This is a genomic window from Parvibaculum sp., assembly GCF_019635935.1.
In the GTDB taxonomy this organism is placed as follows: Bacteria; Pseudomonadota; Alphaproteobacteria; order Parvibaculales; family Parvibaculaceae; genus Parvibaculum.
In genome coordinates, this window is the sequence record NZ_JAHBYN010000001.1 from 3,156,956 (window position 1) to 3,182,067 (window position 25,112).

The 25,112-nt window shown below is 62.6% G+C and carries 27 protein-coding genes; 21 read left to right on the plus strand and 6 right to left on the minus strand.

Features of this window, described 5'->3' with window-relative positions; translation table 11 throughout:
* Positions 1-61 precede the first annotated feature (61 nt).
* Positions 62-280, plus strand: coding sequence for an alkylphosphonate utilization protein (locus KF719_RS15495; RefSeq protein WP_293509863.1), 219 nt, complete (start codon positions 62-64; stop codon positions 278-280).
* A gap of 414 nt (positions 281-694) precedes the next feature.
* Here KF719_RS15495 and KF719_RS15500 read toward each other — a convergent pair whose 3' ends face one another.
* Positions 695-931, minus strand: coding sequence for a DUF1289 domain-containing protein (locus KF719_RS15500; RefSeq protein WP_293509865.1), 237 nt, complete (start codon positions 929-931; stop codon positions 695-697).
* An 80-nt stretch (positions 932-1,011) separates the two neighbouring features.
* Here KF719_RS15500 and KF719_RS15505 point away from each other — a divergent pair, with 80 nt between their 5' ends.
* From KF719_RS15505 to KF719_RS15515, 3 genes are all read left to right on the plus strand, one after another.
* Positions 1,012-1,992 (plus strand): nicotinate-nucleotide--dimethylbenzimidazole phosphoribosyltransferase, encoded by a 981-nt coding sequence (locus KF719_RS15505; RefSeq protein WP_293509867.1) that lies wholly within the window; start codon positions 1,012-1,014, stop codon positions 1,990-1,992.
* Between the two features lie 244 nt (positions 1,993-2,236).
* Positions 2,237-3,448, plus strand: a complete 1,212-nt coding sequence (locus tag KF719_RS15510) for an acyl-CoA dehydrogenase family protein (protein ID WP_293509869.1) — start codon at positions 2,237-2,239, stop codon at positions 3,446-3,448.
* Positions 3,449-3,490: 42 nt separating this feature from the next.
* Complete coding sequence (locus tag KF719_RS15515; protein ID WP_293509871.1) at positions 3,491-4,621, plus strand: acyl-CoA dehydrogenase family protein; 1,131 nt, start codon at positions 3,491-3,493, stop codon at positions 4,619-4,621.
* Positions 4,622-4,690: 69 nt separating this feature from the next.
* Here KF719_RS15515 and KF719_RS15520 read toward each other — a convergent pair whose 3' ends face one another.
* Positions 4,691-6,154 (minus strand): HAMP domain-containing sensor histidine kinase, encoded by a 1,464-nt coding sequence (locus KF719_RS15520; RefSeq protein WP_293509873.1) that lies wholly within the window; start codon positions 6,152-6,154, stop codon positions 4,691-4,693.
* A gap of 278 nt (positions 6,155-6,432) precedes the next feature.
* On the opposite strand from KF719_RS15520, the gene KF719_RS15525 reads away from it, so the two are divergent.
* The 4 genes from KF719_RS15525 to KF719_RS15540 all read left to right on the plus strand — a co-directional run bounded on the left by KF719_RS15525 (position 6,433) and on the right by KF719_RS15540 (position 9,364).
* On the plus strand, positions 6,433-7,233 hold the full coding sequence (locus KF719_RS15525) for a crotonase/enoyl-CoA hydratase family protein (RefSeq protein ID WP_293509875.1): 801 nt from the start codon (positions 6,433-6,435) through the stop codon (positions 7,231-7,233).
* 131 nt (positions 7,234-7,364) lie between these two features.
* Positions 7,365-7,658, plus strand: a complete 294-nt coding sequence (locus KF719_RS15530) for a putative quinol monooxygenase (RefSeq protein ID WP_293509877.1) — start codon at positions 7,365-7,367, stop codon at positions 7,656-7,658.
* Between the two features lie 12 nt (positions 7,659-7,670).
* A complete protein-coding gene (locus tag KF719_RS15535; protein ID WP_293509879.1) occupies positions 7,671-8,879 on the plus strand; it encodes an acyl-CoA dehydrogenase family protein in 1,209 nt (402 codons plus the stop codon).
* Positions 8,876-9,364: a GNAT family N-acetyltransferase gene (locus KF719_RS15540; RefSeq protein ID WP_293509881.1), complete on the plus strand. Its 489-nt coding sequence runs from the start codon at positions 8,876-8,878 to the stop codon at positions 9,362-9,364. The genes KF719_RS15535 and KF719_RS15540 overlap by 4 nt, the downstream gene beginning before the upstream one ends.
* Positions 9,365-9,426: 62 nt before the next feature.
* Here the strand turns inward: KF719_RS15540 and KF719_RS15545 are convergent, their stop codons facing one another.
* On the minus strand, positions 9,427-10,332 hold the full coding sequence (locus KF719_RS15545) for an SDR family NAD(P)-dependent oxidoreductase (RefSeq protein WP_293509883.1): 906 nt from the start codon (positions 10,330-10,332) through the stop codon (positions 9,427-9,429).
* A gap of 236 nt (positions 10,333-10,568) precedes the next feature.
* Here KF719_RS15545 and KF719_RS15550 point away from each other — a divergent pair, with 236 nt between their 5' ends.
* From KF719_RS15550 to KF719_RS15600, 11 genes are all read left to right on the plus strand, one after another.
* Positions 10,569-11,837 (plus strand): nucleoside transporter C-terminal domain-containing protein, encoded by a 1,269-nt coding sequence (locus KF719_RS15550; protein WP_293509885.1) that lies wholly within the window; start codon positions 10,569-10,571, stop codon positions 11,835-11,837.
* A gap of 35 nt (positions 11,838-11,872) precedes the next feature.
* Entirely contained in the window at positions 11,873-12,484 is a 612-nt protein-coding gene (locus tag KF719_RS15555) for a glutathione S-transferase family protein (protein WP_293509887.1), read from the plus strand.
* A gap of 258 nt (positions 12,485-12,742) precedes the next feature.
* Positions 12,743-14,170, plus strand: coding sequence for an MFS transporter (locus KF719_RS15560; protein WP_293509889.1), 1,428 nt, complete (start codon positions 12,743-12,745; stop codon positions 14,168-14,170).
* An 80-nt stretch (positions 14,171-14,250) separates the two neighbouring features.
* The gene (locus tag KF719_RS15565; protein ID WP_293509891.1) at positions 14,251-15,738 is read left to right on the plus strand and encodes an NAD(P)/FAD-dependent oxidoreductase; all 1,488 of its coding nucleotides are present in this window, start codon (positions 14,251-14,253) and stop codon (positions 15,736-15,738) included.
* Positions 15,739-15,823: 85 nt separating this feature from the next.
* Positions 15,824-16,315, plus strand: a complete 492-nt coding sequence (locus KF719_RS15570) for a metalloregulator ArsR/SmtB family transcription factor (RefSeq protein ID WP_293509893.1) — start codon at positions 15,824-15,826, stop codon at positions 16,313-16,315.
* On the plus strand, positions 16,312-16,653 hold the full coding sequence (locus KF719_RS15575) for an SRPBCC domain-containing protein (RefSeq protein ID WP_293509895.1): 342 nt from the start codon (positions 16,312-16,314) through the stop codon (positions 16,651-16,653). The genes KF719_RS15570 and KF719_RS15575 overlap by 4 nt, the downstream gene beginning before the upstream one ends.
* Before the next feature lie 47 nt (positions 16,654-16,700).
* Positions 16,701-17,054, plus strand: coding sequence for a DUF1428 domain-containing protein (locus KF719_RS15580; RefSeq protein ID WP_293509897.1), 354 nt, complete (start codon positions 16,701-16,703; stop codon positions 17,052-17,054).
* Between the two features lie 25 nt (positions 17,055-17,079).
* Positions 17,080-17,811: a thioredoxin family protein gene (locus KF719_RS15585; protein ID WP_293509899.1), complete on the plus strand. Its 732-nt coding sequence runs from the start codon at positions 17,080-17,082 to the stop codon at positions 17,809-17,811.
* Positions 17,812-17,856: 45 nt separating this feature from the next.
* Complete coding sequence (locus tag KF719_RS15590; RefSeq protein ID WP_293509901.1) at positions 17,857-18,351, plus strand: VOC family protein; 495 nt, start codon at positions 17,857-17,859, stop codon at positions 18,349-18,351.
* 113 nt (positions 18,352-18,464) lie between these two features.
* Positions 18,465-19,391, plus strand: a complete 927-nt coding sequence (locus KF719_RS15595) for an ABC transporter ATP-binding protein (RefSeq protein ID WP_293509902.1) — start codon at positions 18,465-18,467, stop codon at positions 19,389-19,391.
* Positions 19,388-20,149, plus strand: a complete 762-nt coding sequence (locus KF719_RS15600) for an ABC transporter permease (protein WP_293509903.1) — start codon at positions 19,388-19,390, stop codon at positions 20,147-20,149. Before KF719_RS15595 ends, KF719_RS15600 begins: the two co-directional genes overlap by 4 nt.
* A 4-nt stretch (positions 20,150-20,153) precedes the next feature.
* On the opposite strand, the gene KF719_RS15605 is transcribed toward KF719_RS15600, so the two are convergent.
* Positions 20,154-22,028: an SLC13 family permease gene (locus tag KF719_RS15605; RefSeq protein WP_293509905.1), complete on the minus strand. Its 1,875-nt coding sequence runs from the start codon at positions 22,026-22,028 to the stop codon at positions 20,154-20,156.
* 79 nt (positions 22,029-22,107) lie between these two features.
* Positions 22,108-23,154: an LLM class flavin-dependent oxidoreductase gene (locus KF719_RS15610; RefSeq protein ID WP_293509907.1), complete on the minus strand. Its 1,047-nt coding sequence runs from the start codon at positions 23,152-23,154 to the stop codon at positions 22,108-22,110.
* A 222-nt stretch (positions 23,155-23,376) separates the two neighbouring features.
* Here KF719_RS15610 and KF719_RS15615 point away from each other — a divergent pair, with 222 nt between their 5' ends.
* Entirely contained in the window at positions 23,377-23,940 is a 564-nt protein-coding gene (locus KF719_RS15615) for a PAS domain-containing protein (protein WP_293509909.1), read from the plus strand.
* A gap of 7 nt (positions 23,941-23,947) precedes the next feature.
* Here KF719_RS15615 and KF719_RS15620 read toward each other — a convergent pair whose 3' ends face one another.
* Positions 23,948-24,391: a hotdog domain-containing protein gene (locus KF719_RS15620; RefSeq protein WP_293509911.1), complete on the minus strand. Its 444-nt coding sequence runs from the start codon at positions 24,389-24,391 to the stop codon at positions 23,948-23,950.
* Between the two features lie 173 nt (positions 24,392-24,564).
* On the opposite strand from KF719_RS15620, the gene KF719_RS15625 reads away from it, so the two are divergent.
* Positions 24,565-25,086 carry a PAS domain-containing protein gene (locus tag KF719_RS15625; protein WP_293509913.1) on the plus strand — a complete coding sequence of 174 codons (522 nt, stop codon included), beginning with the start codon at positions 24,565-24,567 and terminating at the stop codon, positions 25,084-25,086.
* Positions 25,087-25,112: the final 26 nt, after the last annotated feature.

Genomic DNA, 25,112 nt, shown 5'->3' on the forward strand with positions numbered 1-25,112 from the left:
TGCAGTAGGCGCGGCGGGCGCTTAAAGAGGGCCTTTCAACCCCTCGAACAGGCGGCGTCTCGTGACAGACATAACAAAAGACAGCAACGGCAACGCGCTTGCCGACGGCGACAGCGTCATGGTCATCAAGGACCTGAAGGTGAAGGGCACATCCGTCACCTTGAAACGCGGCACGGTCGTGAAGAACATCCGCCTCACCGGTGACGCGGGCCTGATCGAGTGCAACGCTGAAAAAGTGAAGGGCCTCGTTCTCAAGACCGAGTTTCTGAAGAAGGTTTGAAGCGCACCATCCCCCGAAAATAAACTTATCCCCACCCTCAGAACGGCCCCCATATTAGGTTCATCTCGCTCCACCGAAGGGCGCTTCCGGACGACCGGTCGCGTGGAGAGGGAAGTGGCGTCCCGCGCCGCGCGGAGTAACGGACCGTGCGTCCCGGGAGGATCTGAATGGTGGAGCGGACACTACGATCCGCAAGCGGCCGGCCGATAAAAGCCGGAGCACCGCTGGGTTGGGCAGGACGATCCAGAAATCGCTGCGCGCGGAGCGTCGGATGAGGACGCAATCCCGCCATACACAAAACCAAGGCGGCGTCGCCGCCGCTCCGCGCATCCTTCAACTTGTCGAAGGTTCGCAAGGTTCAAGTGCCGAAACGCCGGAAGCCTCGCTTCGCGGCGCTTTCGGTGCATCGCATTTCTAGCCGAGCACTTCGGCGATCTTTGTCAGAGCCTCTTCGGGGGCGCTCGCCTTCTCGCCCAGCGCCGCGATGCGCGATGGCAATTGCCGGAGCACGTCGTCCCGTGCCGTGTCGCTCATGCCCGACCAGCCGGCGATCTCCTTCAGCGTCCGCCCGCAGCCGACACAGGCATTGGCGCGGCCGTCGACGGCGCAAATGCTGAGACAGGGGCTTTTGATCGGCTTCGAATAGGTCAAATCGCTTTTCCGGGTTCCGGGCGCGGATGCGACGGAGTATAGAGCCCACGAACCGAATTCAAACGGTCAACGAGGTTTCGATGACCCGCGCCGCCACCGGCCTGCCTTTCGACGACATCCGCAACCTGCTGGCCGGCCTGCCGCAGGCGGACGAGGCGGCGCGCGCGGCGGCCCGGGCGCGAACGCGCGATCTCGCGGCGCCGGAAGCCTCGCTCGGCCGCCTCGCCGAAATCGCCGAATGGATGGCCGCTTGGGCTGCCAGTCCGAAGCCCGCCGTCACACGGCCGCTGGTCGCGATCTTCGCCGCGACGCACGGTCTTGCCGCCGCCATGCCCGGTGCCGATGCGCACGCGACCCATCGTCTCGTCGAGCTTTATGCGGCAGGCGGCGCGGCAGTGAACCAGATTGCGCTTCAAACGGATGCGGGCCTCAAGGTCTTCGATCTCGCCCTCGACATGCCGACACCCGACATCCGCGTCGATGCCGCGCTCTCCGAAGCCGCATGTGCGGCCACCATGGCCTTCGGCATGGAGGCGATTGCCGGCGGCACCGATCTCCTCTGCGTCGGCGCGGCCGGGGAGGGCAACCGCACGGTCGCGGCAACGCTCGCCTGCGCGCTTCTCGGCGGCGCGCCGGATGACTGGACGGACGGATCGGCTTGGGGCGCGGAGGCGGTCACCTCCGCCCTCGCGCAGCACGAAGGTCATCTCTCCGACCCGCTCGAGGCGCTGCGCCGCGTCGGCGGCCGCGAATTCGCGGCCATCGCCGGCGCGATCCTCGCCGCCCGCTACCAGCGCATTCCGGTCCTGCTCGACGGCTTCGTCGCCTGCGCGGCCGCCGCCGTTCTCCACCGGCTGGCGCCCGGTGCGCTCGACCATTGCCTGGCCGCCCATGCGAGCGGCGAGCCCGCCCATGCCCGGCTGCTCGAAGCCATCGGCAAGACGCCGCTCCTCGAAACCGGCATCGCGCTCGAGGAAGGGGCAGGGGCAGCACTCGCCATCGGCCTCGTCAAATCGGCGCTTGCCGTGCATGGCGGCATGGCGACGCAGGCGCAGCTTTGAGCCCGCCGCCCGCCCGCGCCTTCGTTCAAAACCGAACAGCGCCCCGTTCGCCACATACCGTCCACACCCTTGCAACAGGGGCCTTTGCGACTATTATCACCGCCAAAATAGCGTCTCGGCACGCGGGATCGGCGGGGGGTCAAACCCTCCGGCACGGGCGGCACCGGACCTTGAATACGAATAAGCCGGCGTGAAGCGCGGGAGGCGAAGACCCCCCGCGCGCCGCCACTATGGAGGTTGACCTATGGATATGCGCTTTTCCCCCGAAGAGCTCGCCTTCCGCGACGAGGTTCGCGAATTCATCGCCAGCAACTACCCGCAGGAACTGAAAGGCGGCGCGCGGCGCTCGCGCGGCGAGATGTCGAAGGAAGACATCCTCCGCTGGCACCGCATCCTCTACAAGAAGGGCTGGATCGTGCCGCACTGGCCGGTCGAATATGGCGGCACCGGCTGGACGATCACCCAGCGCTACATCTGGAACGAAGAGAATGCGCGCGCCGAAACTTCGCCGCTGCTTCCCTTCGGTCTCTCGATGGTCGGCCCGGTGATCTACACCTTCGGCAACGAGGAACAGAAGAAGCGCTTCCTGCCCGGCATCCTTTCCGGCGACGATTGGTGGTGTCAGGGCTATTCGGAGCCGGGTTCCGGTTCCGACCTCGCCAGCCTGCGCACCAAGGCGGTGCGTGCCAAAAACGAAAAGGACGGCGACCACTACATCGTCAATGGCGGCAAGACCTGGACGACGCTGGCGCAATTCGCCGACTGGATGTTCTGCCTCGTCCGCACCGACCCGAACGCCAAGGCGCAGGAGGGCATCTCCTTCCTGCTGATCGACATGAAGACGCCGGGCATCACCGTCCGTCCGATCATCACGATGGACGGCGCGCATGAGGTCAACGAAGTCTTCCTCGAAGACGTCAAGGTGCCGGCCGAAAACCTGATCGGCGAGGAAAACAAGGGCTGGACCTATGCGAAGTTCCTGCTCGGCAACGAACGTTCCGGCATCGCCGGCGTCGCGCGCTCCAAAAAGGCGATCGAGCGGCTGAAGAACATCGCCAATGCCGAACTGATCGACGGCGCGCCGCTGATGAAGACCGATGAGTTCTCGCGCAAGGTCGCCGAGCTCGAAATCGACCTCTCGGCCCTCGAAGTGACCGAGCTGCGCACGCTTGCCGCCGAGAGCAAAGGCCGCGGTCCCGGACCCGAAGCCTCGATCCTGAAGATCAAGGGCACCGAAATCCAGCAGCGCATCACCGAGCTTGCGGTCGAGGCCGTCGGCAACTACGCGATGGTGCAGGCGCCGCGCATGGAAGCGACCGGCAACGAATTCGTGCCGGGCCCCGACTACAGCACCGGCACCGCGCAGGATTATTTCAACATGCGCAAGACCTCGATCTATGGCGGGTCGAACGAGATCCAGCACAACATCATCGCAAAAATGGTGCTCGGCCTTTAAGCGCCGGCAGCACCGAAGAAACATCAAGGGGAAGGTCACGAGATGGATTTTTCGTTCACTGAGGAACAGACGCTGCTGCGCAACACGGTGCAGAGCCTGCTGGCCGACAAATACGACTTCGACACGCGCCGCAAGGTGACGAAGACCGCCGATGGCTGGCGTCCCGAGATGTGGGCGCAATTCGCCGAGCTCGGCCTTCTCGCTGCGCCCTTCTCTGAAGAGTTGGGCGGCCTCGGCGGCGGCGCCATCGAAAACATGATCGTCATGGAAGAGTTCGGCCGCCACCTCGTGGTCGAGCCCTATGTCGAAACCGTGGTCATCGCCGGCGGCTTCCTGCGCGAAGGCGGCACGGCGGCACAGCAGGAAGCGCTGATCCCCGGCATCGTCGGCGGCGAAACGGTCTGGGCCTTCGCCTATGCCGAGCCGCAGGGCCGCTACAACCTGGCAGACCTCACCACGACCGCGAAGAAGGACGGTTCGGGCTACACGATCAACGGCTACAAGGCCGTGGTGCTCGGCGCGCCCTGGGCGCAGAAGCTGATCGTGACGGCGCGCACCTCCGGCGGCCAGCGTGATCGCGACGGCGTCTCGGTCTTCATCGTCGACAAGTCGGCGGCCGGCGTTTCGACCCGCGACTATCCGACGGTCGATGGCCGCCGCGCCTCCGAAATCACCTTCGAAAACGTCAAGGTCGGCGCCGACGCGCTGATCGGCGCCGAAGGCAAGGGCCTGCCCCTCGTCGAGAAAATCACCGACGAGGCGATTGCCGCGCTCTCGGCCGAAGCCATCGGTTGCATGAAGGAGCTCAACACGGCCACCGTCGAATACTGCAAGACGCGCAAGCAGTTCGGCGTTCCGATCGGCAAGTTCCAGGTGCTGCAGCACCGCATGGTCGACATGTTCATGGCCCATGAACAGTCGGTGTCGATGACCTACATGGTCAACCTCAAGCTCGGCGAAAGCGATGTGGAGCGCACCAAGGCCGCCGCCGGCGCCAAGGTGCAGATCGGCAAGGCCGGGCGTTTCGTTGGTCAGCAGGCCGTGCAGCTTCACGGCGGCATGGGCATGACCGACGAACTCAATGTCGGCCACTACTTCAAGCGCCTGACGATGATCGACACCCAGTTCGGCAATGTCGACCACCAGCTGAAGCGCTATTCCGAAGCCGCATAGGTTCCCCGGAAACGGACAGTCAGAGGGCCGCGCAAGCGGCCCTTTTCTGTTTTGCGAAATTTGAGGGTGTCAGGACGCGCGCTTCGCCATCGACACGTTCTGACGCAGCCGCTGCGGCGGCAACACGCATTCGGCCTGCGTGCCTTCGCCGAGCTTGCTCTTCAGCTCGAAACGTCCGCCGTGAACGGCGAGCAGGCCTTTCACGATCGAAAGCCCGAGGCCGCTGCCCTTGCCGGGCTGGGCAAGTCCGGATGCGCCCTGCGTGAACGCGTGCAGCACCTTGTCGATCTCCGACTCGGCAATGCCCGGTCCGTTGTCGTGAACGCCGAAGCGCATCTCGCCGTTGGGCTCCATCCGCGCAAACATCTTCACCTCGGAGCCCGGCGGTGAAAATTTGATCGCGTTGGTCAGCAGGTTGATCCAGGTCTGGCGCATGGCGCGTGCATCGCCATAGAAGATCGGCAGGTTCGGCTCATACTCTTCGACGATGGTGACGCGCTGGCCCTGTGCCCTGATTTCCAGAATGCGGCGGCAATCGTCGGCCAGTTGCGCGATGTCCACTTCCTCTTCGGTGATCTGGAAGCGGCCCGCTTCGATACGCGACAGGTCGAGCACGTCGTTGATAAGGCCGAGCAGATGCTGGCCGGACCGGTTGATGTCGTTTGCATATTCCTTGTAGGTCGGCACCGCATGCTTGCCGAAAATCTCCGACGACATCACTTCGGAAAAACCGATGATGGCGTTGAGCGGCGTGCGCAACTCATGGCTCATATTGGCAAGGAAATGCGACTTGGCGCGGTTGGCTTCCTCGGCGCGCGCGCGGGCCGCATCGGAATCGCGCTTGGCCTTGAAAAGCTGTTCGATGAGGCCGCTCTTGTCTTCGCGCAGCGTGATCGAATGCATCATGATGCCGTTGAGCCGCGTCGTGAGCTGCGAAAGCAGAACCGCGAAGATCAGCAGCACGCCGCCGAGAGCGATGGGCAGGATTTCACCCGAGAGGAAGAGCCGCGCCGCAGCAATGAGGACGATCGGCATGGTTGCGGCGTAGAAGCTCGGCATGGAGCACGACGTGATAAGCGCCACCGGCGCAAGCGAAATGATGAGCGCCGTCAGCACGTAAGCCTGCTTCACCGGATCGTCGGGCACCCAGAAGAAGATGGCGATGGAGCCAGTGCTGAGGGCAAAGAAGACGGTGATGAGAATGGAGCGCCGCTCCCAGCGGCTGACATCCTCGGGTCCGGGATCGGCGACCGCGAATGCATCCATGTTTTTGCGGTTCAGCCAGTTCGCCACAAAGATGAGCGCGACGGGAATGGCAAGCCAATGCCAGGCGATGGAGTCGACGAAACACAAGGCAAACAGACCGACAAGCACGGGGAAGGAATAGGGCATCGGCATGCGCTGGCTTTCGATCAGCATCTTGAGCTGTTCGAGCCGCGTTTCGGGGCTGAGCGGCTGCCCGTTGGCCTGCCGCGAACCGAGGGCCATGATCAGGCGTTGCGACCATCCCGGCTGTTCGCCGGCACCGCGCATTGGCGCCTGACGCTCCCGAGACGTTTCTCCCAATGCCATCTGAGTGCCCTTCCGGCTTTTCGGCCGGTCCACCATTTGCCTCGGACGACCGCCCGGCCGTCTCGATTTCTGTATGTGTTAGCCTCCGTCAAAAGTCTTAATAAGGTTTTCCGAACCTTGGTTAAAACGGCATAATCTGGCCGTATGCCGCGATATTCTCGTGGCGCTGATAATGGTGTCCAAACAAGAGAATCTGTCCTTCAGGCAGGCGCAATGCACAGGAAAGAGGCAATCCAGCGATGAGTGATCCCCTGATTTTCGAAAAGAACGGCCCGGTCGTGACCTTGACGATCAACCGGCCCGAGAGCCGCAACCCGCTGGGCGCGCCGGAGGACGCGGACAATTTCACGGCCGCCGCTGCCCGCATCAATGCCGACAGGGGCGTGCGCTGCGTGATCCTCACCGGCGCCGGCAAGGCCTTCTCGGCCGGCGGCAATGTGAAGGCGATGCGTGAAGGCGGCGACGGCTTCGGCGGTCCCGGCGTCCATATCCGCGAGCGCTACCGCAACGGCATCCACCGCATCGTAAAATCCGTCTGGGGCATCGAGGTGCCGGTCATTGCAGCGGTCAACGGGCCGGCCATCGGCCTCGGCAACGATGTCGCCTGTCTCGCCGACACGCGCATCGCCGCCGACAGCGCGATCTTCGGCGCCACCTTCCTGAAGATCGGCCTCATCCCCGGCGATGGTGGCGCCTGGCTGCTGCCGCGCATCATCGGCATGGCCCGCGCCTCCGAGCTTCTCTACACCGGCGACACGATCGATGCGGCGACCGCGAAGGACTGGGGCCTCGTCTCGGAAGTGGTCCCGGCCGCCGCGCTGATGGACCGTGCCAATGAGGTTGCGGCGAAAATCTGCAACCAGCCGCCGGACGTTTTGCGCATGACCAAGCAATTGCTGCGGCAGGGCATGCTGACCTCCTTCGACAATGTAATGGAGCTCTCGGCCTCCATGCAGGCGCTGGCCCACCACACGAAGGATCACCGCGAGGCGCTGGACGCCTTTTTCGACAAGCGCCCGCCGTCCTACAAGGGCGAATGAAGGGTTCGAAATTGAACAGCGCGGCCGCGCTCCGCGAACAGGCGTGGGCCGTGTGGCGATTGATGCAGCGGGGCTTTACCCCTAAAGTCCCGGCAACAACAAGGCATGCAATCTGAAAACGGGAGCGAAACATGAGTGTCATTGGCGTCGTGGCGACCCTGAAAGTGCAGCCGGGCAAGGAAGCAGAGTTCGAAAAAGTCTTCGCCGCCCTGCGCGACAAGGTGAAGTCCAATGAGAAGGGCTGCCTGCAATACGACTTCTTCAAATCGAAATCCGAAGCCTCGACCTATGTCGTGATGGAGCAATATGCCTCCCAGGCCGACCTCGACGCGCATGGCAAGACGGAATATTTCCGCGCCGCCGGCCCGTCGCTGGGCGCCGTTCTGGGCGGTGCGCCGACGCTGCTCTTCCTCGACAAGGTGTAAACGGGAAACATCATGGATCTGTCGTTCAGCAAGGAAGACGAAGCGTTCCGCAAGGAAGTCCGCAGCTTCATCGAGGAGAGCTACACGCCCGCGATGCGTGCGAAGCACGCACGCTCGAAACATGGCTATATCGACAAGGAAAGCCATGTGCAGTGGCAGAAGGCGCTGGCGAAGAAGGGTTGGCTCGCGCCGAACTGGCCGACGGAATATGGCGGACCGGGCTTCACCGCCTCGCAGAAATACATTTTCGACGTCGAGATGGGCCGCGCCGGTGTGCCGCACACGGTTCCCTTCGGGCCGACCATGGTGGCGCCGGTCATCATGAAGTTCGGCACGCCCGAACAGAAGAAGCGCTTCCTGCCCGACATCCTCGAAACCAACGTGCTCTGGTGTCAGGGATACTCCGAGCCGGGCGCCGGTTCCGATCTGGCCTCATTGCAGACGAAAGCCGAGAACAAGGGCGATCACTATCTGGTCAACGGTTCGAAGATCTGGACGTCGGTCGCGCAATGGGCCGACTGGATTTTCTGTCTCGTCCGCACTTCGAAGGAAGGCAAGCCCCAGGAGGGCATTTCCTTCCTGCTGATCGATATGAAGACGTCGGGCGTCAAGGTTGAGCCGCTGGTGCTGCTCGACGGCACGCCGGCGCCGCATCAGGAAGTCAATCAGGTCTTCTTCACCGACGTGAAAGTGCCGATCGAAAACCGGGTCGGCGAGGAGAACAAGGGCTGGACCTACGCCAAGTACCTGCTCGAATTCGAGCGCGGCAATCCCTATTCGGCCGGCCTCACCCGCGCCATCGGCAAGGTGAAAAAGATCGCCGCCGACACCAAAGTCGGCGGCAAGACGCTGGCCGACGATCCGGGTTTCCGCGCCAAGATCGCCGACATCGAAGCGCAGATCACCGCGATGGAGTTCACGGAACTGCGCATCTTCTCGGCGCTCTCGACCGGCGGCAATGTCGGACCGGAATCCTCGCTGTTGAAATGCCGCGGTACCGAAATTCAGCAAGCGATTTCCGAACTCGCGGTCGAAGCGGTCGGTTTCTACACCATCCCCTTCGTCGAGGACGGCATGATCGAGACCAACGAACCCAATATCGGTCCCGACTATGCGATGACGACGGCGCCTTACTACTTCTCGCTGCGCAAGGCGTCGATCTACGCAGGATCGAACGAGGTTCAGCGCAACATCATGGCGAAGGCCGTGCTCGGCCTTTGAGCGCTGCCGGCGACATAACGATCAGACCCGCGAGCGCCGGAGACATTCCGGCGCTCGCGCGCGTTTGGCACGATGGCTGGCATGCGGGCCACGCGCATCTGTCGCCCGAAGTCGCGGCGCTGCGCCCGCTCTCCTTCTTCGAGCCGCGCATGGCAACGACCTTGCCCGATTGCGTTGTCGCCTGCGTCGACGGCGATATCGTCGGCTTCGCAGGTTGGAATGGCGATGGTATCGGCCAGGTCTTTGTGCTGCCGGCCTGGCACGGAAAAGGCGTGGCCGCGCGCGCACTCGCCGCGGCCGAAGAGCAATTGCGAAATGCGGGGCACAGCCGCATCTGGCTGCAATGCCAGGTCGGAAACGACCGTGCGCGGCGTTTCTACGAGAAGCACGGCTGGTCGGTCGCCCGCGAACACGATACCGACATCGGCACCGTCGAAGGCCGTATGCCGCAACGCGTCTGGCGCATGGAAAAGTTGCTCGGCTGACGCAAATGAAAAGGGGAGCCACACGGGCTCCCCTTCGATCTTTTTGTCTCGGCGCGTGAGGCCTACTTGCCGCCGGTCGCCAGCTTGAAGAATTTGCCGGTCTGTTCGCCGCCCATGAAGAAGGGCGTCGCGTTCGAGAAGTCGGAAATCTTCTCCCAGTTCTCGGCGACCTTCTCGGCCGTCAGCCCGTCGCGGCCGAGGAAAATGCCTTCGGCCTCTTCCATCCGCGCGGCGGCGAACACGCCGGCGCCCGCGCAAAGGATCATGCCGGTCGGCGCATTTTCGGAAACGAGGAACATCACGCCCGGCGACACGGCGTCCGGCGTCAGCATCTGTTCGGCTTCCGGCGGCATCAGGTCCGACGTCATGCGCGTATAGGCGACCGGCGCCAGCGCGTTGCAGTGGATGTTGTTCTTCTGGCCTTCGAGCTTCAGCGTGTTGATGAAGCCGACAACGGCGAGCTTCGCCGCGCCGTAGTTCGTCTGGCCAAAATTGCCGTAAAGGCCGGTCGAGGAAGCAGTCACCACGATGCGGCCGTAGTTCTGTTCCTTCATGATCTCCCAGACCGCCTTGGTCGGCTTCACCGTGCCCATCAGATGCACGTCGACGACGACCTGGAAGTCCGCGATTTCCATTTTCGAGAACGACTTGTCGCGCAGGATGCCGGCATTGTTGATCAGGATGTCGATGCGGCCGAACTTGTCCATGGTCTGCTTGATCATGTTGGCGACGCCCTCGTCGTCCGTCACCGACGAACCGTTGGCGATCGCCTCGCCGCCCAGCGCCTCGATCTCCGCGACCACTTTCTTGGCCGCTTCCGAAGAGCCGCCGGCGCCGGTCCGGTCGCCGCCGAGGTCGTTCACCACCACCTTGGCGCCGCGCCGCGCAAGCTCCAGCGCATGGGACCGGCCGAGACCGCCGCCCGCGCCGGTGACAATGGCGACCTTGCCGTCAAATCGAATGCTCATCGGTAATTCTCCAGTTGAACTGCCGGCCGCCTGAGGGGCCGAAGGAAGGAGGCCGCACCGCTCTTTCGGAGGGGAAATGGGCCGTCTTTGCGAAAACTGGGAGGACTTTGTGCATGAGAGGGGGGCAGGGGTCAAGGGAGCGAAACGCAGCCGAACCGTGGCCGCCGCCGTTGCGCGCCCGGCCGCCGACCTTATGATGGCCGCACCCGCCGGATACCCGCCCGAGAGCCCGTTTCATGCCCCTTTCGTCCCTTCAGAGCGCCCTCGGGCTTGCCGTGATTGTCGGCCTCGCCTGGGCGCTGAGCGAGAACCGCCGCGCCGCCGGCGGCAATCTGCTGAAGGATGGCGCTGTCGCGATCGCGCTGCAGCTCGCCCTTGCGCTGGCCCTGTTGAAGCTCCCGGTCATGCGCGATGCCATGCTGGGCCTCAACGGCGTCGTCGAGGCGTTGATGACGGCGACGGGCGCCGGCACGGGCTTCGTATTCGGCTATCTCGGCGGCGGCGATGCGCCTTATGAAGTCGCCCATCCGCAAAACAGTTTCGTGCTGGCCTTTCAGGCGTTGCCGCTGGTCTTGTTCATGTCGGCCTTGTCGGCGCTCTTCTGGTATTGGCGCATCCTGCCGGCGGTGACGCGCGGCTTTGCGTTTCTGCTGCGCAAGAGCATGGGCATCGGCGGTGCGGTCGGACTTTCCTCCGCCGCCAACGTCTTTGTCGGCATGGTCGAGGCGCCGCTTCTGATCCGGCCCTATCTCGAAAAACTCTCGCGTTCCGAACTCTTCGCGGTGATGACGGTCGGCCTCGCGACGGTGGCGGGCACCGTGCTCTTTCTCTATGCCGGCATCATCGCTGCCGTCGTTCCCGGATCGCTCGGGCAGATTGTGACGGCCTCGCTGATCTCGTTGCCCGCCGCGCTGTTGATCGCGCGGCTGATGGTGCCGGAGGAATCTGGCCGCGTACCCACAGGCGTCGGCGACGATGTGCCGGTCGTCGAATATGAAAACAGCATGGACGCGCTGACCCGCGGCACCTTCGACGGCCTGAATCTGCTGCTCAACATCATCGCCATGCTGGTCGTGATGGTGGCGCTGGTGGCGCTGGTCAATATCCTGCTGGCGCTGCTGCCGGATGTGTTCGGCGCGCCGCTCAGCCTGCAGCGCCTTTTCGGTTGGGCTTTCGCACCGCTGGTCTGGCTGATGGGCGTGCCGGCATCCGAAGCTGCCGCGGCCGGTCAGATCATGGGCGTCAAGACGATCCTCAACGAATTGCTCGCCTATCTCGCGCTGGCAGGCGAGGCGGGCGAAACGCTGAGCGACCGCTCGCGCCTGATCATGGTCTATGCGCTTTGCGGCTTCGCCAATCCGGCAAGCGTCGGCATCATGATCGGCGGACTTGCCGCCATCGTGCCGTCGCGCCGCTCCGAAATCGTCGAACTGGCGCCGCGCGCGCTCGTCTCCGGCACACTCGCGACCTCGATGACGGGCGCGGTGATCGGCCTCATCGTCTGAAATTCCAATCTGAAAACGCAACGACGGAGACCCCGATGAAGCTCTACAATTCCGCCATGCCGGCGCCCAATCCACGCCGCGTCCGCATTTTTGCCGCCGAAAAAGGTATCGATCTGCCCCTTGAGGAAGTGTCGCTGATCAAGCGCGAACACAAATCCGACGAATACCGGCAGAAGAACTCGCTCGGTCAGACGCCGATCCTCGAACTCGACGACGGCAATGTGATCGCCGAAAGTGTCTCGATCTGCCGCTATCTGGAGGAGCTTCATCCCGAGCCGCCGCTTTTCGGTCGCACCGCGCTCGAACGCGCGCAGATCGACATGTGGCTGCGCCGCGTCGAATTCGTGTTGATGGGTCCGGTCGGAAATTTCTGGCGCCACGCGCATCCTTTCACGGCCAAGGTCGTGAAGCAGTTCAACGATTTCGGCGAGTCCAATCGTGAAGCGGTTGCGGCCGCCTTCCGCTGGCTCGACCGCGAACTGGGCGGCCGCGATTTCATTGCCGGCAACGCATTCTCGGCCGCCGACGTCACGGCGCTTTGCACGGTGGATTTTGCGAAGTTTGCCGGCCTTGAAATGCCGGACGACGCGGCCAATCTGCGCGCTTGGCATGCGCGGGTGTCGTCGCGGCCCAGCGCGGCTGCATGAAAACAAGCGCGGCGGCATAAAAGAAAGGCGGCGTCCACGGGGTACGGAATGGACGCCGCCCAAACGCTCTCCCGCACTCGTCAAAGCCCGGGGGAAACGCAACCGACGACCTCTCGAACCATCGGTTGATGTTGAGAATGGCGTTTTGAACCTGAACGCAGGCTGAACCGGGAAAAGTGCAAATTGAGCCTATGCGCCGCGCCTTTAATTCGTAAACTCCATTTACTAGTTAATGGCGCCAAGCCCGGGGAGGGGTGAATGGGTCCGAAGGATGGAGAAGCAGTACCGAAGCTGACGCCATGGCAACTCGTCGCCTATGGCCAGCTGGTGATGCCGCTCGCCGTCATCGGACTGCCGGTCGCCGTCTACATTCCGCCCTTCTACTCAAGCACGCTCGGCCTCGATCTCGCGGCAGTCGGTTTCATCCTGATGCTGGCTCGCATCACCGACGTCATCACCGATCCGTTGATCGGCCGCCTCTCTGACCGCACGCATACGCGCTGGGGCCGGCGCCGGCCCTGGGTCGCCGCCGGCGTGCCGCTGATGGTCGTTTCGGCGCTGATGCTCTTCGTGCCGCAGGGCGAGGTCACGAACCTCTATCTGCTGATCTGGATCGCGGCGATCTATTTCGGCTACACGCTGATCACCATTCCCTACGGGGCCTGGGGCGCCGAACTTTCCGGTGACTACCAGGAACGCAACCGCATCACCGGCAGCCGCGAAATCTTCCTGCTGGTCGGCCTGTTGATCGCCATCACGGCGCCGATTGTCGGCGCGTACATGAGCGGTGAGGTGAGCGACACCGAAAGCGGCGCGGCGAGCCGTAGCGCCGTTGGCGTGCTGGGCTGGCTGACGGCCGGGCTCCTGCCGCTTTGCGCGCTGGTGATGTTCACTTCGGTGCCGGAGCCGAAAGTGCCCGTCACCAACACCATTCCGTTCCGGCGCGGGCTGCGCGTCGCGATGAAGAACGGCCCGTTCCGCATCGTACTTTTCAGTTCGATATTCGGTGCGCTGGCGGGCTCCATCAATATCGGCGTCGTCATCTTTTTCTTCGATCACGTGGCGGAAATCGGTGCCGCCGGCACGATCCTGATTTTCGTGCTCTTCCTGGCCGGCGTCGTCGGTTCGCCGTTCTGGGTCTGGATGGGCGGACGCGTGGGCAAGCACACCGCCATCGCGATCGCGGGGTTTGCCTCGATGTTCGCCTTCACGCTGGTGCCGGCCGTCATCTATCTGGTCAAGCCGGTCGCGCCCGATGCGGTCTTCTGGTGTTTGCTCGCAATCAACATCGTGCAGGGTCTCGCGCTCGGCGCGGCGCCCATTCTCGGCCCTTCGATCATGGCCGACGTCGTGGATCTCGACACGATCAAGAGCGGCGAGCCGCGCGCAGCCTTCCTGTTCGCCTTTCTCGGCATGGTCCGCAAGACCTTCGAAGCGATGGGCGTGGGCCTCGCCTTGCCGCTCCTCGCCTGGGCCGGCTTCAACGCCCAGACGAGGGAGAACACCCCGGAAGCCCTGTTCGCCCTGCTGGCCATGTATTGCATCGTGCCCCTTGTCCTCTGGCTGATTTCCATTGCGATAATCCTGCGCTACCCCATCACCCATGAGCGCCAAAGGCGCTTGCGGGCGGGTCTGGAGCGGCGATTGGCCCGGCGGCGGGCGGCCCGGCCCCAACCGGCCGATTGACGCAAGGGCGGCTTGGTCTTAAGTTGCGTCGTCAAAACTGATAAATTGTCAGAAACAGAAAACCGGTGAGGATACGGGCAATGGCCTTGGAACATTACGACGTGCTGGTCGTTGGTGCGGGCATTTCGGGCATCGGCGCGGGCTATCACCTGCAGACCTACAGCCCGAACCGGAGCTACGCCATTCTCGAGGGCCGCGCGCGCCTCGGCGGGACATGGGACCTCTTCCGCTATCCCGGCATCCGCTCCGACAGCGACATGTACACGCTCGGCTTTTCCTTCCGTCCCTGGAAGGAGGCCAAGGCCATCGCCGACGGCCCGTCGATCCTCAACTATCTGGAACAGACCGCCCGCGACTACGGCATCGACAAGCACATCCGCTACCACCATCAGGTGAAACGCGCCGCCTGGTCGACCGACACCGCGACCTGGACGGTCGACATCGAGCGCGGCCCGGAAAAGGAACTGGTGCAGTACAGCTGCAATTTCCTCTTCATGTGCAGCGGCTACTACAATTACGCCGAGGGCTACACGCCGGAATTTGCCGGCGCCGACCGCTTCAAGGGCGACATTGTCCATCCCCAGTTCTGGCCGGAAAATCTCGACTACAGCGGCAAGCGCGTCGTCGTCATCGGCAGCGGCGCCACCGCCGTGACGCTGGTGCCCGAAATGGCCAGGAAGGCCGCGCATGTCGTGATGTTGCAGCGCTCGCCGACTTATGTCGTCTCGCGCCCGGCGGAAGACGCCATCGCCAACTGGCTGCGCCGCCGTCTTCCGGCAATGATGGCTTACGGCATCACCCGCTGGAAGAACGTACTTCTCGGCATGTATTTCTTCAACATGTGCCGCAAGAAGCCGGAGCGCGCCAAGGAGTTCATTTTGAAGGGCGTGCGCGAACAGCTCGGGCCCGACTACGACATCGACACGCATTTCACGCCGAAATACAACCCGTGGGACCAGCGCCTGTGCCTGGTGCCGAACGGCGATCTCTTCGAGGCGATCAAGAAGGGCGATGCATCGGTCGTCACCGACCATATCGACACCTTCACCGAAACCGGCATCAAATTGAAATCCGGTAAGGAACTCGAAGCCGACATCATCGTCACAGCGACCGGGCTGAAGCTGCAATTGCTGAGCGGTCTCGAAGTAACGGTCGACGGCAAGCGAATGGATCTGTCGAAGACCTTTGCCTACAAGGGCATGATGTACAGCGACGTCCCGAACCTCGCCTCCGCCTTCGGCTACACCAATGCTTCGTGGACGCTGAAAGCGGACCTGACCTCCGCCTATCTCTGCCGCCTGCTCAACCATATGGAAAAGACCGGCCTTCGGCAGGCGACGCCGCGCGTCAGTGACCCGTCGCTTGAAGAAGAGCCGTGGCTCGACTTCACATCGGGTTATGTGCAGCGGTCGATCGAGGAATTCCCGAAGCAGGGCACCAAGGCGCCTTGGAAGCTTTACCAGAACTACGCGCTCGACATCGTGTCGCTGAAATTCGGCAGCATTGAAGACAGCGCGATGGAATTCTCAAATCCCGCACCGGAACAGCCATTGAAGCTGGCGAGCTGATCCGCGCGGCAAATCGCTCGAGACCGAAGGGCAGGGGACGGAAACGTCTCCTGCCTCTTTTTTTAAAGTCCACGCAGCCAAGTGCTTGACAAAGCGGGCGCGCGCCTCAATACTTTACTACATGGTTAAGTATCAAGAAGCGGTTCTCGACCGGACCTTCGCGGCGCTCGCCGACCCCACGCGACGCGCGCTGCTCGCCCGTCTCGAAGGGGAGGATGCCCTGACCGTGAGCGAACTCGCCAGGCCGTTCAAGATGTCGCTGCCCGCCGTGATGAAACATCTCGATGTGTTGTCCGACGCCGGTTTGATCGAGAAAACCAAAACCGGGCGCACCGTAACTTGCGAGCTCAACGCAGGGCCCATGGAGGAAGCGATGCAGTGGTTGATCCGCTATCAGCGCTTCTGGTCCGGCGCGCTCGACAGGCTCGCCTCATTTCTGGAGGAAGACGAATGTCCGCCAACGCCAACGTCCAAGATCATTCCGCTCCCGCGGCGCGGCCGAGCCTCACCCTCAAAAAGCGTCTCAAGGCCTCGCCCGCCCGCGTCTACGCCGCCTGGACGGACGCCGCGCAAATGATGCAGTGGTTCGGGCCTGAAAACGTGGTCATGAAGGAGGCCGAGTGCGATCCGCGCGTCGGCGGCCGCTTCCGTGCCGTGATGATCGAGAATACCGGCGACCGCCATGAGGTCGGTGGCACCTATCTCGAACTGGTGCCGAACGAAAAGCTTGTTTTCAGCTGGTCATGGATCACGACGCCGGAGCGCGAGTCGCAGGTCACGGTGACGCTGAAAGCCGATGGCGACGAAACGATCCTGACGCTCCATCACGAACAACTGTTCGACGAAGCGTCGCGCGCCGGCCACGAGCATGGCTGGACGGGATCGCTCAACAAGCTGGAAGAATTCTTCGCGTGATGCCGGCACCGGCTGCCGTGTCTTTGCGCTGAGAGAGGAGAGATTAGATGACCTACGTTGACGGATTTGTACTTGCCGTTCCGAAGAAGAACATCGACGCCTACAGGCGCATGTCGCGCAAGGCCGGCAAGATCTGGATAGAATATGGTGCGCTCGAGTACAAGGAGTGTGTCGGCGAGGACCTCGACATCAAGGGTGTGCTGACCTTCCCGAAGGGTATCAAGGTGAAAAAGGGGGAGACTGTCGTCTTCGCCTGGATTTCCTACAAGTCGCGCGCCCATCGCGACAAGGTCAACGCGAAAGTGATGGCCGATCCGCGCCTCGCGAAGATGCCCCACCCGATGCCGTTCGATCACACACGCATGATGTATGGCGGGTTCAAGCCGATCGTCGATCTTTGATCTTGAAACCGGGAGGAGGACGAAGATGGAACCGCAAAAAATCGTCTCTCGCGACGAGTGGCTCTCGGCCCGCAAGGCGCTGCTGGCCGAGGAGAAGGCGCTGACGCGCGAGCGCGACCGCGTGGCCACGTTGCGCCGCGATCTGCCCTGGGTGAAAGTGGAAACGGACTACGTGTTCGAGACGCCGGCCGGAAAGCGCCGGCTGATCGAACTCTTCGGCCCGCGAAGTCAACTCATCGTCCAGCATTTCATGTTGACGCCGGGCTCCGATCATATCTGTCCCGGCTGTTCGCTCGGCGCCGACCACGTGGACGCGGCGCGTCAGCACTTCGAACAGGCCGATCTTTCATTCGTCGCGATTTCCCGCGCCACGTTGCCCGAGATCGAAGCCGTGAAGAGGCGCATGGGCTGGCGCTTCGATTGGGTTTCCTCCTACGGCACCTCCTTCAACTACGATTTCGGCGTGTCCTTCACGCCCGAACAGGTGGCAAGCGGAAATGCCGGTTACAACTACGGCACATCCCCCTTTGCCCTTGAGGATCTGCACGGCATGAGTGTTTTCGCGCGCAACGACGAAGGCGACATCTTCCACACCTATTCGACCTATGCGCGGGGCACTGAAACCGTGGTCGGCGCCTTCAACTACCTCGACATGGTGCCCAAGGGCCGCAACGAGAACGGCATCATGAGCTGGGTGAAGCTTCACGATGAGTATGAAAACGCCGGCAATGTCATATCCTGCTGCACGGCGGAGTAGTGTCCGCGCTTCCGCTTTCTTGGAGCGTATCGAAGGAAAGTTCCGATGAAACTGCCCGCCCGGGAGATCACCACGTGCCTCTGGTACGATTCGGAGGCCGAAGAGGCCGTGAAGTTCTATATGTCGGTCTTCAAGGACGCGAAGATGGGCAGGATCACGTGCTATGGCGAGGAAGGACACGATATCCATGGCCGCGAGGCCGGATCGGTGATGACGGTCGAATTCGAGATCGCAGGCCGTAAATTCGTCGCCATCAATGGTGGCCCGGTCTTCAAGTTCGATGAGGCGATCTCGTTCCAGATCCATTGCGACACGCAAGATGAGATCGATTACTTCTGGTCGAAGCTCTCCGAAGGCGGCGAGGAGAGCGTCTGCGGCTGGCTGAAGGACAAGTTCGGCCTGTCCTGGCAGGTTGTGCCGTCCCTATTGCCTGAAATGTTGCTCGACATCGATACGGCGAAGTCGCAGCGCGTCGTCAAGGCCTTCATGCAGATGAAGAAATTCGATATCGAAGCGTTGAAGCAGGCCTATGCGGCGTGAGCGTGTTCCCGCGCAACAAAGCCTGAGAAAACCTTCGTTGAAAATCGGATCCGGAGGGCCCATCTTCCGGGGCCCACCGCAAGTCGATCATGTGAGTCGGAAGCCGCTCCCCCATGCAGCCCATTATTTCCATCGTCAATCTCTCGAAAACCTATGCCGGCGGTTTCCAGGCTTTGAAGAACGTCGACCTGGAAATCCGAAAAGGTGAAATTTTTGCGCTGTTGGGGCCGAACGGTGCCGGCAAGACGACGCTGATCAGCATTGTCTGCGGCATCGTCAATCCGGGCGGCGGGCGCGTGCTGGCTGGCGGTCACGACATCCTCCGCGATTTTCGCGCCGCCCGCTCGCTGATCGGCCTCGTGCCGCAGGAGCTGACGACAGACGGCTTCGAAAGCGTACTTGCGACAGTAACCTTCAGCCGCGGCCTTTTCGGCAAGCCGCCGAACCCCGGCTACATTGAAAAGCTGCTGCGCGACCTGTCGCTCTGGAGCAAAAAGGACGACCGTATCATGACGCTCTCGGGCGGCATGAAGCGCCGCGTGATGATTGCCAAGGCGCTGAGCCACGAACCGGAAATCCTGTTCCTCGACGAGCCGACCGCCGGCGTCGATGTCGAATTGCGGCGCGACATGTGGGAGATGGTCCGCCATCTGCGCGAAAACGGCACGACAATCATCCTGACGACGCACTACATCGAAGAGGCCGAGGAAATGGCCGATCGCATCGGTGTCATCAGCAACGGAGAGATCGTACTGGTCGAGGAAAAGCACGCACTGATGGCGAAGCTGGGCAAGAAGCAGTTGACCCTGCACTTGCAAACGCCAATTGAGCGCGTGCCGGACGGGCTCAACGGCTACCGCCTCGATCTTGCGGAAGACGGCCGTGCGCTGGTCTACACTTTCGATGCCCAGAGCGAGGATACCGGCATCCCGGTGTTGCTGAAGCGCCTCGGCGATCTCGGCATCGACTTCCGGGATTTGCAGACGAGCCAGAGTTCGCTGGAAGACATTTTTGTCAGTCTCGTGAGGGCGCGGCCATGAACCTCTATGCCGTTCGTGCGATCTACACCTTCGAAATGGCGCGCACCTTCCGCACGCTGCTGCAAAGCATCGTCTCGCCGGTCATCTCGACCTCGCTCTATTTCATCGTCTTCGGCGCCGCCATCGGCTCGCGCATCACCGAGATCGACGGCATTCCCTACGGTGCCTTCATCATCCCGGGCCTGCTGATGCTGACCATGCTCACCGAAAGCATTTCCAATGCCTCCTTCGGCATCTACATGCCGAAATACTCGGGCACCATCTACGAGGTTCTCTCGGCGCCGGTTTCCGGTCTCGAGATCGTCATCGGCTATGTTGGTGCCGCCGCGTCGAAATCGATCATACTCGGCGTCATCATTCTGATAACGGCGCGCGCCTTCGTCGACTACGAGATCGCGCATCCTTTCTGGATGTTGTCTTTCCTCGTCCTCACCGCGCTCACATTCAGCTTGTTCGGGTTCATTCTCGGTGTCTGGGCCGACAGCTTCGAACGGCTGCAGCTCGTCCCCATGCTGATCGTCCTGCCATTGACCTTTCTGGGCGGCAGCTTTTACTCGATTTCGATGCTGCCGCCCTTCTGGCAGACGGTGACGCTCTTCAATCCGGTGGTCTACCTGATCAGTGGCTTCCGCTGGGCGTTCTATGGCAGCGGCGATGTCGGCCTCGGCATCAGCCTGGCCATGACGTTCGGTTTCCTCGCGCTATGCATTGCGGGGCTGGTCTACATCTTCAAGACCGGCTACCGGCTGAAAGTGTAAAACGTCAGAGCGGCCAGACCAGCAGCAACATCGGCACACCGACCGCAATCACGATGAGTTCGAGCGGCAGGCCGAGGCGCCAGTAGTCGCCAAAACTGAAGCCGCCGGGCCCGAGGATCAGCGTGTTGTTCTGGTGCCCGATCGGCGTCAGGAAGGCGCAGGAAGCGCCGACGGCGACCGCCATCAGAAACGGGTCGGCGCTTGTGCCAAGTTGTTCGGCTGTCCCGATCGCGATCGGGCACATCACGGCCGCCGTCGCCGCATTGTTCATGAAGTCCGACAAGGTCATGGTCACGATCAGGATCAGCGTCAGGGCGATCACGGCATGGCCCTGGGCCAGCGTCTCGAGCATGACGCGCGCAATCAGGTCGGCGGTACCCGTCGTTGCCATGGCGCCTGCCACGGGTATGAGGGCGCCGAGCAGGACAATCACGGGCCAGTCGACGGCATTATAGACGGATCGCGGCGAAATCACGCGCAGGGCCATCGAGGCGAGGACACCGCCGGCAAATGAAATGGCGGCGGGGACAAGGCCGAAGGCGGCGCCGCCAACGGCGACGGCCATGATGCCGCTCGCTGTCAGGGCCTGTCGTGGTTCGGGAATGCGCAGCGCGCGTTCGGCCAGCGGCACGCAGCCGAACTGCGAGGCGAATTCGTTCAGCGTCTCCGGCCGGCCTTGCATCAACAGAACGTCGCCGGGCTGGATCGTCATGGTGCGCAGCCGCGCCATCGAACGCCGCCCTTGCCGCGAAACGGCAAGAAGGTTGATGTCGTAGCGTGTGCGCAGACGGATATCCGAGGCGGATCGGCCGGCAAAGGCGGAGTCGGGCAGAACCGCCAGTTCCATCAGGACGACATCGTCGGATTGAATCGCCTTGCGGCGCTTGTCCGTGGAGTCGTCTTCGTCCGCCGGTTCATTGTCGGCATCCTTGCTTTCGGTGTCGTCGCCGGCCTCATCGCCTTCTTCAGCATCTTCCTTTCCGGTGTTGCGAACGTCTTCTTCCAGCTTGAGGCCGAGTGCGGATAGCGCGGATACGAGCCCCTCGGGCTCCGCTTCGATAACCAGGATGTCGCCGCGCGTCACTTCACGAAACGGACTTGGCGCCGGAATGCGCACCTCGTTGCGCACAAGGCCGATTATCTGGGCGTCGGCTTCCTCCAGCACCTTGTCGATCTCGCGCAAGGTCATGCCCTTGGCCTTGCTTTTCTCGGTGACGCGCGCTTCGGTCAGGTAGGCGCCGGTTTCGAAGCCCTCCGTGCCGGCGCGCTCGCGCACCGGAACGAGCCAGCGGCTGAAAATCACCACAAAGATCACGCCGGCCGCCGCGACGGCCAGCCCGACCGGGGCGAAGTCGAACATGGCAAAACTGCCCGCGCCGGTTTCGGCGCGAAAACCCGAAACGATCAGGTTGGGTGGCGTGCCGATCAGCGTGGTCATGCCGCCAAGGATCGAACCGAAGGCCAGTGGCATCAGCACCTTGCCGGGTGGCAGGTTCTGCTTCGCGGCGACCTGAACCGCGACCGGCATCAGAAGCGCCAGCGCACCGACATTGTTCATGAAGGCCGAAAGAACGGCAGCCAGGCCGGTCAGGGCGGCGATGGTTGTGAGGGCGCCGGCCGATTGCGGCAAGGCGATGCGTGTAAGCGCATCGACCGCGCCGGACTGTTGCAATCCGCCGCTGAGGATCAACACACAGGCAACGGTGATGACCGCCGGATGCCCGAATCCCGCGAAAGCCGTCGCGCTCGGCACAAGTCCGGCCAGCACACAGGCCAGCAGCGACGCCAGCGCCACCATATCGTGGCGCCAGCGTCCCCACAGGAACATCGCAATAGTGCCCGCCAGTATGGCGAGAATGACGGCTTGGTCTTGAGTCATGAACCGCATCCGGTCGATGGTTCCACCGCAGGCATTCCGAGCCTCGCCACAAATATGTCCTGCGTCAACCGAACGCGTTTCATCGGAGGCGCGCCGGTCCGATGCCCATCGTCTCGGCCAGAAGCTCATAGGACCGCAACCGGTCTTTCTGATCGTAGGTGATCGTGAGAATCACGAAATCGTCGACCCCGTATGTCTCGCCCATTGCCAACAGCCGCGCGCGTACCTGTTCGGGCGCTCCGGTGATGCCGCGCTGTTCGATGGCGCGCAGCATGACGCGATCCTCGTCCGTGTAGGGATATTCCAGCGCCTCGTCGATCGACGGAAAGGACCCGGCGCGGTTTTGCAGAAGATGCATCACCCACAGGTTGCGCGAAGCGGAAATTCGCTTCGCTTCTTCCTCCGTATCCGCCACCGTGACGGATACGGCCAGCGAACCGCGCGGCGAGGAAAGATTTCGCGAGGCACGGAAGTTCCGCCGGTAGAGTTCCAGCGGCTGCGTGCCGGCATCCTGGTTGATGAAGTGAGCGAAACAATAGGCCATGCCGAATTGCGCGGCGATGACGGCGCCGTCGCCGCCCGATCCCAGCATCCAGAGATCCGGCATGCCCGGCCCGCGTGGCGTCGCGTGAAGTCCCACATAGGGATGATCGGCCGGAAAGCCGCCAGCCTCGCCGGCGAGCCCCTGCGCGTCTTCGAGGAACTGTGTCAGCAATTCCACCTGTTGTGGAAAGACGCCGACATCATAAGCCTGCGGCCCCGGCTGCAGCGCTCGAGAGGTACGCATGTCGCCGCCCGGTGCGCGGCCGAGGCCGAGATCGATTCGTCCGGGATAGAGCGTTTCGAGCACGCGGAAGCACTCGGCGACTTTCAATGGGCTGTAATGCGGCAACATCACGCCGCCCGAACCGACGCGTATATGCGATGTCGCGCCCGCCACCGCGGAGATGAGCACTTCCGGCGCAGAGCCAGCGAAGGAAGATGTGTTGTGGTGCTCGGCCAGCCAGTAGCGACGATAGCCGAAGCGCTCGGCGGCACGCGCCAGTTCGATCGTATTGGCGATGGCCTCGGCCGCGCCGCCGCCCTTGCGGATCGGCGACTGGTCGAGGACGCTCAATGTCACCATGGGAAATTTTTCCTCGTTCCGGTGGCGCCGTCTGGGACAGGATTGGGCCGGGTATCTGCCGCAATGCGCGTTTGTAGCAGGGCGCGTGGCCTTTCCAAACCGAAACGGAATGATTCGTCGCGACGCACCTTGCCACGCGTTAAAACCGCGTTAACCGCCGCGATCCATCATCGACAAAGGTGGACGATGCCGCGCGCGTCGCCACAAATCAGGGGAAAGTCAATGACGACCAGGGAGGAGATGATCGAAGCCGCCAGGGCGACGACGACGCGATTCATCCGCCTGTCCGAATTGGCGGATCCGATGACGAAGTTCATGCTCGATTACTGGACCCTGAAAAAGGGAGACCGGCCGATGCCGGCTCTTGCGGACCTGAATCTCGCGGACTTCGCGCGCTATGCGCCGAAAATCTTGATCGTTCAGGTCGATCGCGATCCCTTCGAATTGACATTCCGCCTTGTCGGCGAGGACGTGATCGCCAATTTCGGTTTCAATCCGAAAGGCCGCTCCTTGTTGTCGCTCAACGAGGAACTCCCGGGTCTCGGTACGCTGCTGCACGAATTCTTCAAATGGGTCGTGACGGCGCGTCGCGCCGTCGGCGCGGGCGGAACCCAGGACCTGGTCGACAGGAGCTACAACAACTACGAAGCGATCTACCTGCCATTGTCGAGCGACGGCGAACATGTCGACCGCATTATCGCCGCCACGGTCTACTATTCCAACACAGGCGCGACAGAGCGCTGGACCACGACGTCGCTTCCGCATGCAATGCCGCGCGTGCCTTGACCGGACCTCAGGCCGAAAGCGGCCTCTTCTTCACGCGCTTCACGATGCCGGAAAAGTTGAGCAGGATGCGTTCGTCCGCATCGTGGCCCGTGAACACTTGCCCGCGCAGAAAGACCATGCTCCCCGTGTTGCGCACGATGTCGCCGCGCGCCTCGATGAATTCGCCGGCGCCCGCCGCAGCGGTGAATTCGCCGTTGAGCGACAACGTGACCGACGGCCCCTGAAGGACCGACCGGCCGATCGCGAACAACGAAAAGTCGGCAAAGGTCAGCAGCAGCCCACCATGCAGGAAGCCGCCGCCATTGCAATGATGCGGTTTGGCCTCGAAGGCGCTGGTGACGCGCCCGTCCGGATGCTGGCGGAAATAGAAGGGTCCGGCATGGTCCTCGAAAGGGTCGTGGCCTTCCCACGTTTCATAGCCGGACAGCCGGCCCGGCGCCTCGATATTCATGAACAGGTCCGCGAGTTGTGAATTTCGGATGCGCGGTTCTATCAGGAACGGCGTTTTTTCCAAACTCCGCGCTTTTCCACACGATTTCAGGGGAGATTCATAATCCGTTAGCAGCTTGGGCCCATGCTGTATGTCGAACGGCGAGAGTCGCGGGCAGGTGGGGCGCGAGACCAATGGCGCAGATTGCGGATTACAAAGACGTCATCGACGGGATCGGTGCGGAATCGGTCGAGTTCCTTCGCCTGAAGGAATTGAAGGAGCCGCTCTGCATTCACATGCTCGAGTACTGGAAAAGCGTCCGCGGTTCGCGCGACATGCCGCGTCCCGACGACATGGATCCGATCAAGTTTGCCCGCTTCATGCCCAATCTGCTGATGCTGCAGGTCAACTGGGATCCGTTCGATCTGACATATCGCCTTCTCGGCGAAGATATCGTCGCGGCGCATGGCGCCAATTTCCGCGGTCGCCGCGTTCTTGACGTCAACGAGCACAAGTCCGGATTCGGCTCGCTGCTGTTCGATTTCTACAAGTTTGTCGCCGAATCGCGCCGGCCCTATGCCGCCCGCGGCCGCATGGACTATCCGGGCCGCGGCGATGTCACGTTCGAGGGCGTCTACCTGCCGCTTTCGATCGGCGGCGAGCGGGCGGACCGCATTCTGGGCGCCTCGATCGCGCGGCCCGTCGCCGCATTCTGACCCGCCACCCCCGTCCGCCGCGGCTT